The sequence below is a fragment of the Flavobacterium limicola genome (assembly GCF_003634755.1).
GTDB lineage: Bacteria > Bacteroidota > Bacteroidia > Flavobacteriales > Flavobacteriaceae > Flavobacterium > Flavobacterium limicola.
Genome location: NZ_RBXA01000001.1, coordinates 560,012 through 576,454, shown reverse-complemented (window position 1 = coordinate 576,454; position 16,443 = coordinate 560,012). Strand labels below are relative to the sequence as shown.

The 16,443-nt window shown below is 34.9% G+C and carries 13 protein-coding genes; 3 read left to right on the top strand and 10 right to left on the bottom strand.

From position 1 onward, the window contains the following. Positions 1-15: 15 nt before the first annotated feature. Positions 16-864: a DUF3078 domain-containing protein gene (locus tag BC952_RS02510; RefSeq protein WP_121364115.1), complete on the top strand. Its 849-nt coding sequence runs from the start codon at positions 16-18 to the stop codon at positions 862-864. A gap of 157 nt (positions 865-1,021) precedes the next feature. Here BC952_RS02510 and BC952_RS15005 read toward each other — a convergent pair whose 3' ends face one another. The 6 genes from BC952_RS15005 to hflX form a co-directional block, all read right to left on the bottom strand. After that, entirely contained in the window at positions 1,022-1,177 is a 156-nt protein-coding gene (locus BC952_RS15005) for a hypothetical protein (protein ID WP_244200084.1), read from the bottom strand. 96 nt (positions 1,178-1,273) lie between these two features. Further along, positions 1,274-1,576, bottom strand: coding sequence for a transposase (locus BC952_RS15000; RefSeq protein WP_244200083.1), 303 nt, complete (start codon positions 1,574-1,576; stop codon positions 1,274-1,276). A gap of 255 nt (positions 1,577-1,831) precedes the next feature. Next, positions 1,832-2,716, bottom strand: coding sequence for a TIR domain-containing protein (locus tag BC952_RS02495; protein ID WP_208639965.1), 885 nt, complete (start codon positions 2,714-2,716; stop codon positions 1,832-1,834). 164 nt (positions 2,717-2,880) lie between these two features. Then, the gene (locus BC952_RS02490; protein WP_121364113.1) at positions 2,881-3,567 is read right to left on the bottom strand and encodes a hypothetical protein; all 687 of its coding nucleotides are present in this window, start codon (positions 3,565-3,567) and stop codon (positions 2,881-2,883) included. Continuing rightward, positions 3,560-4,153, bottom strand: a complete 594-nt coding sequence (locus tag BC952_RS02485; protein WP_167445670.1) for a transglycosylase domain-containing protein — start codon at positions 4,151-4,153, stop codon at positions 3,560-3,562. The genes BC952_RS02490 and BC952_RS02485 overlap by 8 nt, the downstream gene beginning before the upstream one ends. Positions 4,154-4,544: 391 nt before the next feature. Beyond that, positions 4,545-5,795 (bottom strand): GTPase HflX, encoded by a 1,251-nt coding sequence (hflX, locus tag BC952_RS02480; protein WP_121364111.1) that lies wholly within the window; start codon positions 5,793-5,795, stop codon positions 4,545-4,547. 240 nt (positions 5,796-6,035) lie between these two features. On the opposite strand from hflX, the gene BC952_RS02475 reads away from it, so the two are divergent. Next, positions 6,036-7,682 carry a DUF6377 domain-containing protein gene (locus BC952_RS02475; RefSeq protein WP_121364110.1) on the top strand — a complete coding sequence of 549 codons (1,647 nt, stop codon included), beginning with the start codon at positions 6,036-6,038 and terminating at the stop codon, positions 7,680-7,682. Positions 7,683-7,987: 305 nt separating this feature from the next. Continuing rightward, the gene (locus tag BC952_RS02470; protein WP_121364109.1) at positions 7,988-10,105 is read left to right on the top strand and encodes a glycoside hydrolase family 97 protein; all 2,118 of its coding nucleotides are present in this window, start codon (positions 7,988-7,990) and stop codon (positions 10,103-10,105) included. 111 nt (positions 10,106-10,216) lie between these two features. Here the strand turns inward: BC952_RS02470 and BC952_RS02465 are convergent, their stop codons facing one another. The 4 genes from BC952_RS02465 to BC952_RS02450 form a co-directional block, all read right to left on the bottom strand. Next, positions 10,217-11,086: a hypothetical protein gene (locus tag BC952_RS02465; protein WP_121364108.1), complete on the bottom strand. Its 870-nt coding sequence runs from the start codon at positions 11,084-11,086 to the stop codon at positions 10,217-10,219. A 215-nt stretch (positions 11,087-11,301) separates the two neighbouring features. Further along, a complete protein-coding gene (locus tag BC952_RS02460) occupies positions 11,302-11,751 on the bottom strand; it encodes an FKBP-type peptidyl-prolyl cis-trans isomerase (protein ID WP_121364107.1) in 450 nt (149 codons plus the stop codon). 90 nt (positions 11,752-11,841) lie between these two features. Then, a complete protein-coding gene (locus BC952_RS02455) occupies positions 11,842-13,197 on the bottom strand; it encodes a DUF5689 domain-containing protein (RefSeq protein ID WP_121364106.1) in 1,356 nt (451 codons plus the stop codon). Between the two features lie 10 nt (positions 13,198-13,207). Beyond that, a complete protein-coding gene (locus BC952_RS02450; RefSeq protein WP_121364105.1) occupies positions 13,208-16,045 on the bottom strand; it encodes a carboxypeptidase-like regulatory domain-containing protein in 2,838 nt (945 codons plus the stop codon). Positions 16,046-16,443: the final 398 nt, after the last annotated feature.

The following is a 16,443-nucleotide window of genomic DNA, read 5'->3' as shown; positions in this document are numbered from 1 at the left end:
TTTAAAATAAAAAACATGAAAAAAATAGCTTTTTCTGTAGTGTTTCTTTTTGCAATGCTTTCTGCTGCTGCACAAGAAACGGCAACAGACACGATAAAGTATTGGACCAAAAAAGGAAACATCTCACTGCTTTTTAATCAATCGGCTTATAATAAACAATGGCTGGGTGGTGGAACTTCGAATATTGCGGGGAATTTTGGACTGAATTATGACTTCAATTATAAAAAAGAAGATATCGTTTGGGATAACAAATTTATTTTAGCGTACGGTTTAACCAAAATAAAAGGAGACGAAAAAACCGCAAAAACGGACGATCGTTTGGAACTGAATTCTCTTTGGGGAAAGAAAGCCAAAGGACAATGGTACTATTCGATGTTTTTTAATTTCAAGACTCAAATGGACACTGGATTAGACAAAAATGATGATAAAATATCGCATTTTTTCTCTCCGGCTTACTTCCAGTTGGGACCAGGAATGCTTTGGAAAAAAAGTAATAATTTGAGTGTCAATTTTTCTCCGGCGACAGCAAAACTGATTGTTGTTCATCCTCATTTTACTGAATTTGGTCCTTCTTTTGGAGTATTGCAAGGCGACTCTACTCGATTTGAGTTTGGAGCCAGTATTACGGCATACTATAAATTCAATATCATGACGAATGTATCTGTAGAAAACCGACTGAATTTATATTCCAATTATTTAGATAATCCTCAAAACGTGGATGTTGATTACCAAATGAATGTCATCATGAAAATCAATAAATACTTGTCGGCTAATGTAGCGGTACAAGCCATTTATGACGACAATTCGATTCAAGCCGTTCAGGTTAGAGAAGTATTTGGATTAGGCGTTAATTACGGTTTTTAAGAAAATACATTTTTATAAAAAAAGACCTTTAGAAAATTTCTAAAGGTCTTTTTTTATGTTCTGTAGTGTCTCTGTACTCTGGTGCTCGTTTGCAACGAGTACCTACTTACTTGTGTGAACTAAATAAAGCGTTTGCAACGCGGCTAATATAAACAGATTACCATAAAGGTTCGACATTTACATTACAAAAAACAGTATTGTCTTCTTCATAATTTCTATAACTACTGTTTACATAATCTCTTTCATGAAAAACAATTTCGGCTTCAACAGGATTATAATGAATATAGTTTAGACACTGTTCTATTTTTTCCAAAGTATCCAATATAACGGGATGAAAACCATCTTGCCATACTTTATAATTTTTAGCTCTTCCTGATTTTTGAGCTTCGAAACTAAATTTCCGTAACAGTCATTCTCGCCTGCTTTCAGGGTGTTCTTTTATTGCTTGTACCAGTTTTTTTGAGGTGAATTTTTTAAAATCCCGAATAACATTTTGCAACTCTCCATCAAATGCTGTTACAATTAAATGAATATGACTAGTCATGTATACATAAGCATGCACACTCAATCCTTTTTCCTTGATACAATAATTTAAGGATTCGTCTAAAATACTACAATAATTAGGTCGTACCAATAAATCTACCCAGTCTACAACTGTTATTGTAATAAAAGTAGGCACTGTACTATCGATAACTTTATATTTCTCAGACATGTTTTTTGAAAATATTGATTTTAAGAAACGCTACTATAAAACAGTCGTATAGTTATTTAAAGCTACTCCGGTTTTAGCGATCCGCGTTGCAAACGCTATAATTTGTTTCTTAATTTAAGTAGGTACTCGTTGCAAACGAGCACCAGAGAACGAGGACAAACGAGCGCTAGTGGTTTTGCCAAATCATCCCAAATACGAAACCAACTTTCCATTAAGCCTAATACCCAAATTGCTTGTAGCGTGTGTTGGCGGCAGTTATAATATTGAATTAGCATCCACATCGTAGCCAGCTTTCTTTAGTTCTCTAACTAGCGCAAATTTCCAGGTATCAGCTTTATCAATTGGAATATATAAAAGACCGTGTATATCACTTGGCAATTCTACATTTTCTGTATAAAGAGGTAAAACTCGTTTTCTGCCTAATCGACCAATAAAATATCCAAGTTCAAGTACAACATTTTGACGTGCTCTACTTTTTAAATCAATTTCAGTTTTGGATTTACCTTCATCATCATCAGTTAACAAAATTACGGCAAAACCGACATCAGAGTTAGCTTCAAATTTTTCAATTACAGTATTTCCAGCATTTGGTTGTTCACTTAAAATTATTGGATTTAACCCCAATTTTTCTAAATTTCTTGCAACGCTTTGTTGAACTGCCATGTTATGTCCGTGTACAATAAAAATATTTTTATTGCTACTATGAACTGTTTTGGTAGATTTAACTATTAAAGCTTCCTCTACATCAGATTTTAATAAGTCAACTTTGTCAAATAACCTTTCTAAAAATGTTACTTTATTTGATATTTTTTCTTTTAGTTGTTTTAGTTTTTCATTAGGAGAATTATCGCTGTTGCCAAATAGTCCATAGAACTTGTTTGTATCATCGTATGTTCTTTTATATTGATTATTTTCATTATTAAAAGCTTGCTTTAAATATTCAGAATTATAATCTTCCCAACCATAGAAATCTTTTTGGTTTCTTTCTAACTCATCAACATTTGTTATTGAACGATTTAATAATTCTTTTCCTGATTTTAGAATTTCACCAAGTTTCATTTTAAAACTAGCTTTATCTATTATTAATGCATCTGCTAACTGTTGTTTTGTCGGTTCAGTTTTTTTTCGAGGTGTTGCCATATGTTGTTATTAAATCTGATTTTTCTGGATAATTACCGCCAACTTGTATATAGACGCTACAAAATAACGCATATACGTCTCATTTAGAGTGGAGCAATAATTTTTGTTTTCGTTTAAGTAGGTACTTACTCATTGTAGACCAGTCCCAGTTGCGATAATGTTCTTTATAGACTTTTCAATATATATTCTGTATTCAGTTTTAATTGATTTAAAAATAATTGTTCATTCTTGTAAACTCTCAACGATGCTTTAGAGCTATTAATCCCATGAATTTCGTTCAACTTAAATGAAATTAAAAAAAGACAATTATTAATTTTCATTGTCAATGGGAATATGCTTCTATTGGGTATCTTATATGTGTCAATAAATCCTCTATCCAAGTTCTTTCGAACAATTGTTAGATTATCATTCCAATATTTTTTTTCACTTTCTTTAGGGACAAGATTTTGATTTTCATATTGATTAGCCCACAAATTGAATTCAATTTTTAATTTATTAAATAGAGCTTCATTAAATATTGTAAAATCTAAATCACTTTTGCCAGAAAATGGTTTTCCATAATCAGGGTTGGGACTTATTGAAAAACCAGTCTTTGCACTTCCAATTAGTTTTATATCTGCATTTTCTAGCTCAAGTTCTTGTGCCAGATATTGAATTATTTGTTGATACAATATAGGAACACTCTTAAAAATATATGGGTTGTTATTAATGATAAAATGACTTAAAAACGATTTTTTTTCTAAAGGTTCAAGTTCAAAATATGTTGATAAAAAACTATCTGGCGACAAATAGACTTCATCAATTTTTAGTGCTTTCTCTGAAAGTTGCAAATATGATCTGATATTACCCATGGATTTTTAATAATTTATAATTTGAATGTTTTTCATATAATTTTAAAAGATACTTTTTTCTATTTTCAATCAGTTTTAACCTAGTACTCTTTTTCGTAGACTCTGGGTATTTAAGGCGTGATACTATTTCAGCACAAATATTATCATTTATATAATCACCTTTTTTTAGATTGAATTTTTTTAAAACTTTATCTAGTCCTTTAAAGTCTGTACCATAATAAGCTATGTTTAAATAGATAAGAGCAGTTGTTTTTTTGTTAATAAACAACTTTAAGGCAAAAGCAAGGCAAATCTCTCTTAATTTTCTGGATAGTGATTTTTCATACTTTCCTATAATAGTTCTAACAAGTTGCTGTTCTATAGTGCTTGCACCTTCCTGTTTTTTATATAAAATTCGATTTCTAAAGGCTCTAATTATTGCTATTATGTCAAAACCAACATGATATTTGTAGCGATGGTCCTCTGCTGATATTAAATAATCTATAAGTTTATTTATTGAAACATCATCCTTAATAATTTCGATTTTTATAGTCTCATTAGATATAATCTCTTTTAACTTATTCCAATCTTTTCTATATGAATGCATCAATTTACTCATTTCTTATAATATTGCCCTACTGGTTTATAAATGTGACAAAATCATACTAAACCACACAAAATTGGGTAGATCGGTATAATAATTATCACATAACATTCATTTTCAAATATATTGATTTTTTCTTACAAATAGTCTAAAAAACATGAATAGTACTTAATAAAACTAAAGCCCGCATGAAGGATGGCAGCGGAAATCCTTTTATGCAGCGCAGCGAAATAAAAGATTGCAGTGTACAGCCTGACGCAGCTGTAACGCAGAGGAAGCTGGGACATGCCCAAAAAAAATCCCTCTTGAAAATATCAAAAGGGATTCTGTTGCTCCACTAGCGCTGTTCTGGACTGCGCTCGAACTGACAGCTGTGTATTCTATAAATTGAAAATTATTCGTTTTCTTCTTCGTCTTTGTCTTCTTTTTCCACCGCGTCTTTATAATCCGGATATAAAAACTTATTGTACGGAAAACGGGTGATGTGAATGTGTCTTACGGCTTCGTAAACGCGTTCTCTGAATTCCTCGAAATTTTCTTTGTTGGTAGCCGAAATAAACAAGGCATTTTGCTCGCCTACTCTACTCATCCAAGTTGCTTTCCATTCTTCCAGCGTGTAATGTCTTGGCGTTTTTTCGGTCATTAAATCATCTTCATCAATAGTCAAATGCTTATACGCATCGATTTTGTTGAAAACCATAATAACGGGTTTATCATTTGCCTTGATGTCCAATAACGTTTGGTTTACGGATGCAATATGATCTTCAAATTCCGGATGCGAAATATCAACAACGTGCAATAACAAATCAGCTTCGCGAACCTCATCCAGCGTACTTTTGAAAGAATCAACCAGTTGCGTTGGCAGTTTCCTGATAAATCCTACGGTATCCGAAAGCAGGAAAGGCAGGTTTTTGATGACTACTTTTCGAACGGTAGTGTCCAATGTTGCAAAAAGTTTGTTCTCTACAAAAACGTCACTTTTCCCAACGGCATTCATCAAAGTCGATTTCCCCACATTAGTATACCCAACCAAAGCCACGCGTACCATGGAACCGCGATTGCCTCTTTGAGTTCCCATTTGTTTGTCGATTGCTTTAATTTTATCTTTCAATAAAGCGATTCGGTCACGAACAATACGTCTGTCAGTTTCAATCTCTGTCTCTCCAGGTCCACGCATTCCAATTCCCCCTTTTTGACGTTCAAGGTGTGTCCACAATCCCGATAATCTCGGCAACATATAGATGCATTGTGCTAATTCTACCTGCGTTCTTGCATACGAAGTTTCAGCACGTTGCGCAAAAATATCAAGGATAAGGTGCGTTCTATCCAGAATTTTACATTCTGTTATGATTTTAGATATATTTTTTTGCTGTGAAGGCGATAATTCATCATCAAATACCAAAGTAGATATATCATTTTCTTTTACAAAAAGATGAATCTCTTCAATTTTTCCAGTCCCTACAAAAGTCTTAGGATTAGGACGTTCCATTTTTTGCGAAAAACGTTTCACCACTTGGCCTCCTGCGGTAAAAGTCAAAAACTCCAATTCGTCAAGATATTCGTTTAGTTTCTCTTCACTTTGGTTTTGAGTCACAATACCAACTATAGCCGTTTTTTCGAAATTTATTACTTCTTTTTCTAACATATTTTTGAATAAGTTACAAATTTAATGATTTGTAAGGGACTTATTGAGTTCTGGGTTTATAAAAAAATCATAACGTGTGAATAATGATAGTATTTTAGTCGAACGACATATTAGACCAAAGAAGCACCAATAGAAATTAGCGAATTTGCGGTTATTTTAAAAACTCTTGCTTTTGCAAACCTTACTTTTGAAGTTCCATTGGATTTTTAATTATTTTTACAGCAATTTAATACCATTTGAATGAATCGCTTTTTAACAGTACTTCTTGCATTTTTGTTTCCCCTTTTTCTTTTTGCCCAAAATAATTCTGAACAATTATTGCAGGAATTGGATCGAACAGTTGCTGATTACCAATTGTATTCGGATAAAAAAGAGATTCAAATCAACAAACTCAAAGAACTGCTGCTTTCTACTACTACCGATATTCAAAAATATGATGTTTACGGAAAGTTGTATGCGGAATATAAATCGTATCAATCGGATTCTGCTTTGATTTATGCTCGAAAGAGTTTTCAAATAGCCGAAAAACTAAATGACATTGAAAAGCTAAATCATGCCCGATTAAATCTAGCTTCCATTATGGGAACATTAGGAATGTACAAGGAAGCAACCGATATTCTTAATCGAATGAACATCACTACTTCACCCGAATTAAAAGGCTATTATTTTACCGTAAATAGCGTCGTTTATGGTTATATGTCTGATTATGCGGCCTCTCTTCAGGAAAAAAAGAAGTATATTGTTTTAACAAAAAAGTACCGTGATTCTTCTCTAAATTATTACAAACCGCAATCAAGCGCCTATATTATGGCGAAATCCAGTACGCTTCTTGATGCCGGAAAACACAAAGAAACACTGGATTTGTTACTGAACTATTTCCCGAAAATTGCTCACAACAGTGATGATCGAGCAGTTATTGCCTACATTATTTCGCAGGCATATCGCCAAAAAAAAGATGCTGAGCAGGAGAAAAAATGGTTGACTATTTCGGCTATTTCCGATTTGCAATTGGCCAAGAAAGAATACATTTCGTTGCGTTCGTTGGCTTTTCTAATGTATGAAAACGAAGATATTGACCGCGCTTACAAATACATAAAACGCTCGCTTGAAGACGCCCTTTTTTGTAATGCGCGTTTACGAACCTATGAAATCTCTAAGATGCTGCCTATCATCAACGAGGCATATCAAAAACAAAATGAAACCAATCGATTTCAGTTGGTACTGTTTTTAATAAGTGTGAGTATATTATCCGTGTTCTTGTTGGCGGTGCTTTTTTTACTTTTCAAGCAAATGAAAAAATTGTCCAAAGCAAAGCAGGATTTAAGTTTGGCCAACAGCAAGCTTTCGGAGTTGAATACCGAACTAAATACTTTCAATGAAAAATTGAATGAAACCAATTATACGCTGACCGAAGCCAATCTTTTGAAAGAAATATACATTGGCCGTTACATGGATCAGTGTTCTGACTACATCGGAAAATTAGACGAATACCGCCGAAAATTGAATGTGATGGCAACAACTGGAAAAATGAACGACCTGATTAGTGCCGTAAAGTCAAAACAATTTATCGAAAATGAACTCGCAGCATTTCTCACGAATTTCGACAAGACATTCCTGCAACTCTTTCCTAATTTCATTCCAGAATTCAGCGCTTTGTTAATTGATGAAGAAGCCATACAATTGAAAGAAGGCGAACTGTTGAATACGGAACTACGGATTTTTGCACTGATTCGTTTGGGTATCAAGGACAGCGCAAAAATTTCGACTTTTCTTCGGTATTCGGTATCCACAATTTACAATTACCGTTCACAACTCAAAAATAAAGCAGCGGGTCCACGAGAAGATTTTGAAGCTAACGTAATGCGGATTGGAACCAATCTAAAATAGAAAAATGCTGTTTTTCAAGAAGGTCTTCGGGATTAAAACAATCTCAAAAACCACTTTTTTATTATAAATCTTCCACTTTTTTTAAACACTAAATTTACATAATATACAGTTATTCAGTATCTTGCATTTAAAAATGAGAAACGCAATCTACTTTTTTATGATGACAAAAATATGTAGTGTGTAAAGCGTTTACTTTTACCTTTTCGAAATATGGAAAACTTTGAATTTTTCAATAAATCGATTTCGTAAAAATCAGAATCTATTACCAAACCTGAAAAATTAATTTATCAAATTCTATTTAAAAAATGAAGCAATTTCTTTTCACAGCCCTAATGTGGCTCGCGTTTTTTAGCCCTGCACAATCGCAGCAGTTAAAATCACCAAATGGAAAATTTGTAATGGAGTTCTCCTTACAAAATGACGGAACTCCAAGTTACAGTTTAAATTACAAAAGCAAAGCAGTTGTAAAACCAAGTAAATTGGGTCTTGAGTTGAAAAACGACAAAAAATCGTTGTTAAATGATTTTACTGTTGTTGATACAAAAGCAACAACTTTTGATGAAAACTGGAAACCAGTTTGGGGAGAAGTAGCCTCAATTCGCAATCATTATAACGAATTGGCAGTTACTTTAAACCAAAAAGAAACCGATAGACAAATCGTTATTCGTTTCCGTTTGTTTGACGATGGTCTTGGATTTCGTTATGAATTCCCTTCGCAAAAAAACCTTACTTATTTTGTAATCAAAGAAGAAAGAACACAGTTTGCCATGACAGGCGATCATACCGCGTTTTGGATTCCAGGCGATTATGACACACAAGAATATGATTACACGACCTCAAAATTATCTGAAATCAGAGGTTTATCAGAGAAAGCCACTACTGAAAATGTTTCACAAACTTCTTTTTCTACGACAGGAGTTCAAACTTCGCTAATGCTAAAAACAGCGGATGGATTGTATATCAATTTACACGAAGCAGCATTAATCGATTATTCTTGCATGCATTTGAATCTGGATGATAAAACTATGGTTTTCGAATCTTGGTTGACACCAGATGCTAAAGGAGACAAAGGATACATGCAGGCGCCTAATCATTCACCTTGGCGTACTATAATTGTTAGTGACGATGCTAGAGAAATTTTGGCTTCAAAAATGACGTTGAACTTGAACGACCCTAACAAAATTGAAGATACATCATGGATAAAACCCGTTAAATACGTAGGTGTTTGGTGGGAAATGATCACGGGAAAAAGCTCTTGGGCGTATACGGATGAATTTCCTACGGTACAACTTGGCGTAACTGATTTTTCAAAAGCAAAACCAAATGGAAAACACGGTGCTAATAACGCCAATGTGAAAAAATACATTGATTTTGCAGCGAAACATGGTTTTGATGCGGTTTTAGTCGAAGGTTGGAATGAAGGTTGGGAAGACTGGTTTGGTCATTCCAAAGATTATGTTTTTGATTTTCTGACTCCTTACCCGGATTTTGATGTCAAAGGATTACATGAATATGCCAAATCAAAAGGCGTTAAAATGATGATGCACCATGAAACTTCGGGTTCGGTACGTAACTACGAGCGTCATTTGGATAAAGCGTATCAGTTTATGAAAGACAATGGATATGATGCCGTAAAAAGTGGTTACGTAGGTTCAATCATTGAAAACGGTGGAAATCATTACAACCAGTTTATGAATAACCATTATCAATTCGCAATAGAAAAAGCTGCTGATTATAAAATCATGTTGAATGCGCACGAGGCAGTTCGTCCAACAGGAATTGCAAGAACCTACCCTAACTTAATAGGTAACGAAGCGGCACGCGGAACAGAATATCAATCTTTTGGAGGTTCTAAACCAAATCACGTGACGGTGTTGCCTTTTACACGTTTAGTGGGTGGACCGATGGATTATACTCCTGGAATTTTTGAAATGGATTTGAGTAAAATGAACAAGGACAACAATTCCCATGTAAACAGTACGATTGCAAATCAACTGGCATTGTATGTAACGATGTACAGCCCACTGCAAATGGCAGCTGATACTCCAGAAAATTATGACCGCTTTCCAGATGCTTTTCAGTTTATCAAAGATGTAGCGGTAGATTGGTCGGACAGTAAATACCTTGAAGCAGAACCTGGTCAATATGTTACCGTTGCGCGTAAAGCAAAAGTGACTAACAATTGGTTTATCGGTAATGTAAATGGCGATACTTCTCGTACCTCAACAATCAAATTTGATTTCTTGGAAAAAGGAAAAAAATATGAGGCAACGATTTATGCTGATGCAAAAGACGCGCATTATAAAACCAATCCGCAAGCGTATACGATTCGTAAAATGAAAGTAACGAACCAATCGAAACTGTCACAACTCAGTGCTCCGGGTGGAGGTTATGCGATAAGCATCGTTGAAATCAAAAAGTAAATAACTACAAACGGCTGTCTAAATAGACAGCCGTTTTATTTTCTAAAAAATCAGAAATTACATTATATCATAAAAAAATACAGAAAGAAAACAGGATCATACATTGACTTTCTAGTATTCGTATAAATAATTAAACTCCGTTTTTACTATCCCATTTTCTTCTACAAGGGAACAGGATACTGGATAGTTTAAATTATTGTATTTGTATTTTCTGCTTTTACCAATAGCATTTACTGCAGTAGAGGCAAAACTTAACTCATTATTATTAGATATTGATTCAAAATCAAATTCATCTTCATGAAAAGAAACTAATGGCACAATCGTTTTATAATTTTGACCAAAAATATTTTTCACTATTAACAGATCAACAGAATTTTTATCATCAAAAGTATAGTTCTTTATTGATTTGTCACCAATCAATCCTTTATGTCTGATTATATTGTCTTTGAAATACACATACTCTATTTTATTAACTATTTGTTGATTTCGATCTCTGGAAGAACGTCTGGCTACAAGGCCATTTTCAACAACATATTCAATATCTTCAATCAGGGTTTGATGACTGTTACTTTTTTTAGTTACTGCTTTTACTCTTGATCCTTCGTAAGTAATAGTAACTGTTTTAGTAACAAGCTCTCCACCTTCTTCGTATTTCTTGGCAAACTTTACCAATTGGTCCTCTTTATTATAAGTGTAATTTACAACCTCTTTCCAGTTACTTCCTTGTCGTTCTTTGACTGTCATGTCCAATAATTCTTTTGGATTATAAAAAAAACTTTGAATGACGTCAGACGTTTTAATGGACTGTAATTTTCCGTCCTTAAATAAGATGGTTTTATTTATAATCTCACCACTTTTTAAATTACGAAAATTAGTCTTTACAATATTAATTTGCTTTAACTTGATTGAATTTTCTGGAATTTGGCTTTGTATCAAACACGGGAAGGCCACCATAAATAGGGCAATAAAGTAGGTTTTCATTAGGTATTTATATTGATTTGGAATGACCAAAATACAAAAACCAATCAAAGTATAAAATTTTTATCCCAAATTTATATTTTTCAGCTTGAATGCCATCCACTTAAGTGTATCTATTGTGTTTTTATCAAAAAAACAGGAGTTATCTCCAAAAATAGATAACTCCTGTTTTTTATATGATAACTCTTCGGTTTTTAAGAATATCTGAGCAATGAATATTAATTTACTGTAATCAATTTAACCTCAAAAATAAGTACAGAACCTCCGGGAATTGGACCTCTATCGTCATTCCCATATCCAAGGTGAGCAGGAACTAAAAGAATTCCGCTTCCGCCTTCTTTAAAATAAGGGATTCCTTCTGTCCAGCCTTTTATTACTTGGTTTAAACCAAATGAAATTCCTTCTGGTTTACTTTGATCAAAAACATTTCCATTAGTAAAATAGCCTTTGTATGCCACTGTTACATTAGAGGTTGCTGTTGGTTGAGCGCCAGTTCCCACTTCATTAACTATATAATACAAACCTGAATCGCTTCTTTGGGCTGTTAAATTATTTTTTGCGATATATGCAATAATATCTTGTTCATTTTGGGCAACATAGTCAACTTCTTTGTCTTTTGAACAAGACATACTGAGTACTAAAGTAAGTACAAAAAGGATTTTTTTCATAATAAATTTTATTTAAAGAAGGCAAATATAATGAAAATGTGACTGTAGCGATGCTAAAAATTAACCCCTTCCTTTTCTTTTGAATAAAAATCATTTGTCCCCAAAAACCTGAACATCATCTAACTGAAAAGCGCCATCCAAAGCCAGATTTTTCCCGGAGCCGATATATTTGAAAGCAATGTTAATTTTACCTTTATAAGAAGATAAATCTACTGCGCCACTTCCCACAAATTGATACCATGCTGTAGCTTGTTTAGGCAAATTTACCACTAACGGAGTCCACGTTGCGGAAGCCACATTAAGTCCGTCAAAATCAGAGGAAACATAAACTTCCAAAGAATTCAATGGTGAATCAACATCTAAATGATGCTGAGCCGTCCTAAAAGTCAAGACTTCTTTAGTATAAACATCCATATCTATTTTTGGCGAAATCAACCAAGCAATATTGGATACGACTTTAGTTCCTGAAATACTAAACTCGGCATAACCATTTCCGGAATACACTGTCCCTTTCCAGAAAAGTGTTCCCGATTGAACCATATTTAACCAACTGGGAAGACTCAATTTCGAGTTATCCACTACTTTTTCAAAATCTTCAGAGAAGAAAGGAACTGCTCTTGTTCCAGTCATAACGACGTCTTTTTCGGAGCGGGGCAATAATTGGTAATCTGTTCCGTATTTCGTCAAAATTCCCCTTACTTTTCCGCTTCCATCGGGAACTAATTTACTTGAAAAATCAGAAAAACTACTCGTTCTAAAATAGACTTGATTCCCTAATTTATCCACCAACCCCCAATTTGTCGCACCGCCCACATTATTGGTTTCTTCAAAATAATGACGGCCAATTGCCAATGCTGAAAACTGAACATCAGACAGTTCGACCAACGTATTCAAATTAGAATCATTCAACAGTTCCGACATGGTTAACGAGCGAACCAAAACGTCCTCTTTTACATTCTTACACGACGCATTTAACACTTTTTTATACTCATTTTGCGAAAGTCGCCCTACTCCGCCTTCATTGTAAGAATTCACAAAAATGCTTCCAATACGCATGCCACCGAATGAAATATCCGTGTATTGGTTTTTCAACTTTATGTATACTTTATTACCCAATCTATAGTCAATATACAAATTTGTAGCATCCACAGGAACGCTAAATCCTATGGCTGGCGTTGTGCCTGTTGCCAAAGTCTGAAAGGAAATCGACTTGAAAAAATTCCCCGATTCATCGCTGGAGACCACATATGCCTCGATGACATCATCGTATTTGTATTGCGTTACAATCGCATTTGCAACCGCATGAACTTCGCTCACTGTTTTATTTATAACTAAATCCGGCTGCGTACAAACTAGTTTTGGAGCCACAACTTCATCTGTCACGCAACTACCAAATGTGATTGTCATTAGTAAAAATAGAACCGATTTGTAAAATGTTGATTTCATATGCTTTAATTTATAGATTGATATAAAGGTTTACGAAATACGTTCTTCCGTATCCGTAGAAATATTTTGGTCCAAAAGAAGGCGTACCGCTGGAAACATCCTGATTAATTTGTCTGAAATTCGCATTTCGGGCTTGTTCGTAACCACCCGTTTTATAGGTAACATCAAGCACATTATTGATGCTGGCAAAAACGCCAACATTCTTTCCATAAATGCGCCATGATTTTCCACCCACGAGATTGAGCAACATCGTAGGGTCAAATTCTTCTTGTTTTAATAATACTGCGGCTCTTTCCTCCGTCGCTTCTGGAAAATTGAAACCGCTTGCGGGATTTCTATAAAAAATTTCGGTTCTGGAAATGGGTGAAATATCAATATAACTATTCGTGAGGTAATTTACATTGGCGCTAATCCACCAATATTTTGGATCTCGATATTCAATTCCCAAGGAATACGCGCGTTGTGGCATTCCCGCTTGTTTGTAATTTTTGAGGGAAGCCGTTCCAAAATCAAAAACCGGACTGGTATTCTCTGGAGTTGCTTCGGCATCGTTTGTCAATGTCACCTGTGGATTACTGTCATACGTATATTCACCAAAAGCCGCTGAAAAAGTCGTTTTAAAAGTTTGGCTTAATTGGTATTCCAAACTAAATTCTGCACCCAAATTCTTCTTGTTCAATTGCGTTAATGTTTGGCTCACAAAAGCATCGGTGTTTAAATATCCTGCGCCATCATCAAAAATTCCTTCAGCATAAAAAAAGGAAATTTGAGTTGCGTTTTTAATCAGGGAATAATAAGCTGTCAGTCGGGCTTTCAGTTTTGGTGAACGGTAGACATAACTCGCATCCAAACTGCTGATGTTCTCACTTTCGATTCCGTCTACAATTGCATTATTCAAACGGGAATTTGCAAAAGTATTTTTCAAAGAAGGCGCTTTTGTCAAATGTGCCGCATTAAAAGTCACCAACTGTTTGCCGGAGATTTTCAAATTGAATCCGGCTTTGAAGCCAAAGTTTTCAAACGCAACTTTCTCACTTTTCCCAAAGGAATTGGTTTCATAAATCCCATTTTTGTACAAACCCTCCCGTTGATAATCTGCTCTGGAAAAATTTTGTGCCAGATAGAAATCCACTTTGCTATAAGTGAATTTAAATTGGGTAAATGCTTCTACCGTATTGGCAAAATAATTATAATTGTATCCGTATGTATCGCCAACGACTACTTGACGGTCTGGATTATTCAAATCAGATTGCGATTGATTTCCGCTATAAAAAGCATCAATATCCTCAAAATAAGAACCGCCTAGCAAATCCAACAATTTTTGTGAGTTATGCGATTTTAGTTTTTTTAAAGATGCTCCAGCATTCAAAAAAATATTTTCTGAGAGTTGCGCACTCAAATTTGTTGTGGCCACCGCCGTTTCATCTTCAACTTGATCTTCGTATAAAACATACTTGCTTTTTGTGGGTTCGTAGCCCGTAATTGTTCCATTAGCATCCAAAACTGGATTTTGATTGGCTTGGTACAAGGCTGTCCAATCAATTTGAGAATTGGCTAAAAATTCCGCTTTGCTTTTCTCCGCATTTTCATAATCTGGAGTAAATGCTCCCGAAAATTCTCCGTTATCCGGTGCATAAAGCGAGCTGTAATAACTAGGCATTTTTCTGTAATACGTTGGGTCCGGACTATTCGCATTTTGATAATCGATATTGCTGTTGGCAATTGTTCCAAATTGATACATCACACTCGAATTCAAATTGATTTTATCGTTGATTTTAAAATAATGATTCAGTATTATCGTGGGTTCTTCAATGGTTTTTATGCGGGCATTTCTCTTTTCACCGTCTTGAAAACCCCAATAGGAATTATATTTTACGTTTGTCAGCTGCGTAACTTCGGCAGTGTTTGGTGAATTTTTGGCTCTGGAATTGGGCGTGTACAATGCCGTCAGATTTAACGAATGTTTCTCACTTAATTTTTTTTCGAGGCTTATAAAAAAGGAATTCGCATCATAATTGGTCCCTTCAAAATATCCTTCCTCCGCCCAACGCTTTCCTGCCGAAACTACAAAAGCCCAGCCACGGGAATTCATGCCGGAAGCATGCGTTGCCATGGTGCGCCAACTGTAATTGGTATTGGTTGATGAAAAGGAGATTCGGGAACCGGGTCTGTAAATGGAAGCCCGCGTGTTAATTTCCTGTGTTCCTAAAATCCCGCCAAAGGTATAATCCGAAGGAGCAGTTCCAAGAGTGAATTCCTGATTGCGGAGCGCATCATTCAATCCGCCCCATTCTCCCCATTGCGGTCTTCCATCATAAATTTTGTTCATGGAAACGCCATTAATCATCATCGTGGAATGTTCGCTGTCTAATCCGCGAACTCTAAAACGAGCTTGTCCCCAGTTGAACGCAGCAGCTTGCAAGAAAGCATCTCTGGAGGATTGGAGGAGTCCGGAAGTACTTTCGGAACTGCTGTTGTCTTCGCCAAAATCGCTTTCGATAAGTGTGATGATGCTGTTTTGCTGTTCCGTGGATTGATCTTCCTCTAAAGTTATAGTTCCTAAATCCAGCATTTGTCCTTCGGTAATTTCGACCGGATATAAGCCATCTTTGAAACCCTGACTGTGTACCAGAAGCAATATATTTCCTGTGGGAACGGAATCAAAACTGAAATTACCATCCTCTTTAGTGAGTTGCATTAAAGTCGTATTTTGAATACTGACGACGACAAAACCTAATGGATTTTGGGTTTTTGAGTCCACGATTTTTCCAAAAAAACCCGTACTATTTTGTGCAATACTACATCCAATATGAACCATAAAAAAGAACGCAACGTAAAATTTATTCATAAATTTAGATGATGAGGTTACAGTATAAAAGTGGGAATTGCAATAATAAGTTCAAGCGCTACAATGAATTGCAACGGTTGAACTACAAAAATTGAAAACGTTATCCGAAATGGGATAACGTTAAATAATTAAAAATGAATTTTGGAAAAAGTGGTATAAACCTTAAATACGATACTCCTGACTAAGTGGTATTTTGCATGCAGTATCAAATGAAAATAATCTATGAAAGAATTATAATGTTAAATGTATAAAAAAAATACTAACATATTGATTTTCAATGAAAATATTTTTACCAAATCTGTTTTCGGGGGAAGTTCTTAGATAATCGGAACGAATTCAGTAGCCCCGATGGCAGCAAGTATCCCACACTTTTGGGCGTGGATACTGCGAACAGCGGG

Bases quoted from the DNA above. Each gene is read 5' to 3' on its own strand.
- BC952_RS02475 (WP_121364110.1), top strand. From the start codon at position 6,036: ATGAATCGCTTTTTAACAGTACTTCTTGCATTTTTGTTTCCCCTTTTT.
- BC952_RS02455 (WP_121364106.1), bottom strand. From the start codon at position 13,197: ATGAAATCAACATTTTACAAATCGGTTCTATTTTTACTAATGACAATC.
- hflX (WP_121364111.1), bottom strand. From the start codon at position 5,795: ATGTTAGAAAAAGAAGTAATAAATTTCGAAAAAACGGCTATAGTTGGT.
- BC952_RS02470 (WP_121364109.1), top strand. From the start codon at position 7,988: ATGAAGCAATTTCTTTTCACAGCCCTAATGTGGCTCGCGTTTTTTAGC.
- BC952_RS02490 (WP_121364113.1), bottom strand. From the start codon at position 3,567: ATGGGTAATATCAGATCATATTTGCAACTTTCAGAGAAAGCACTAAAA.
- BC952_RS02465 (WP_121364108.1), bottom strand. From the start codon at position 11,086: ATGAAAACCTACTTTATTGCCCTATTTATGGTGGCCTTCCCGTGTTTG.
- BC952_RS15000 (WP_244200083.1), bottom strand. From the start codon at position 1,576: ATGTCTGAGAAATATAAAGTTATCGATAGTACAGTGCCTACTTTTATT.
- BC952_RS02485 (WP_167445670.1), bottom strand. From the start codon at position 4,153: ATGCATTCATATAGAAAAGATTGGAATAAGTTAAAAGAGATTATATCT.
- BC952_RS02495 (WP_208639965.1), bottom strand. From the start codon at position 2,716: ATGGCAACACCTCGAAAAAAAACTGAACCGACAAAACAACAGTTAGCA.
- BC952_RS02460 (WP_121364107.1), bottom strand. From the start codon at position 11,751: ATGAAAAAAATCCTTTTTGTACTTACTTTAGTACTCAGTATGTCTTGT.
- BC952_RS02450 (WP_121364105.1), bottom strand. From the start codon at position 16,045: ATGAATAAATTTTACGTTGCGTTCTTTTTTATGGTTCATATTGGATGT.
- BC952_RS02510 (WP_121364115.1), top strand. From the start codon at position 16: ATGAAAAAAATAGCTTTTTCTGTAGTGTTTCTTTTTGCAATGCTTTCT.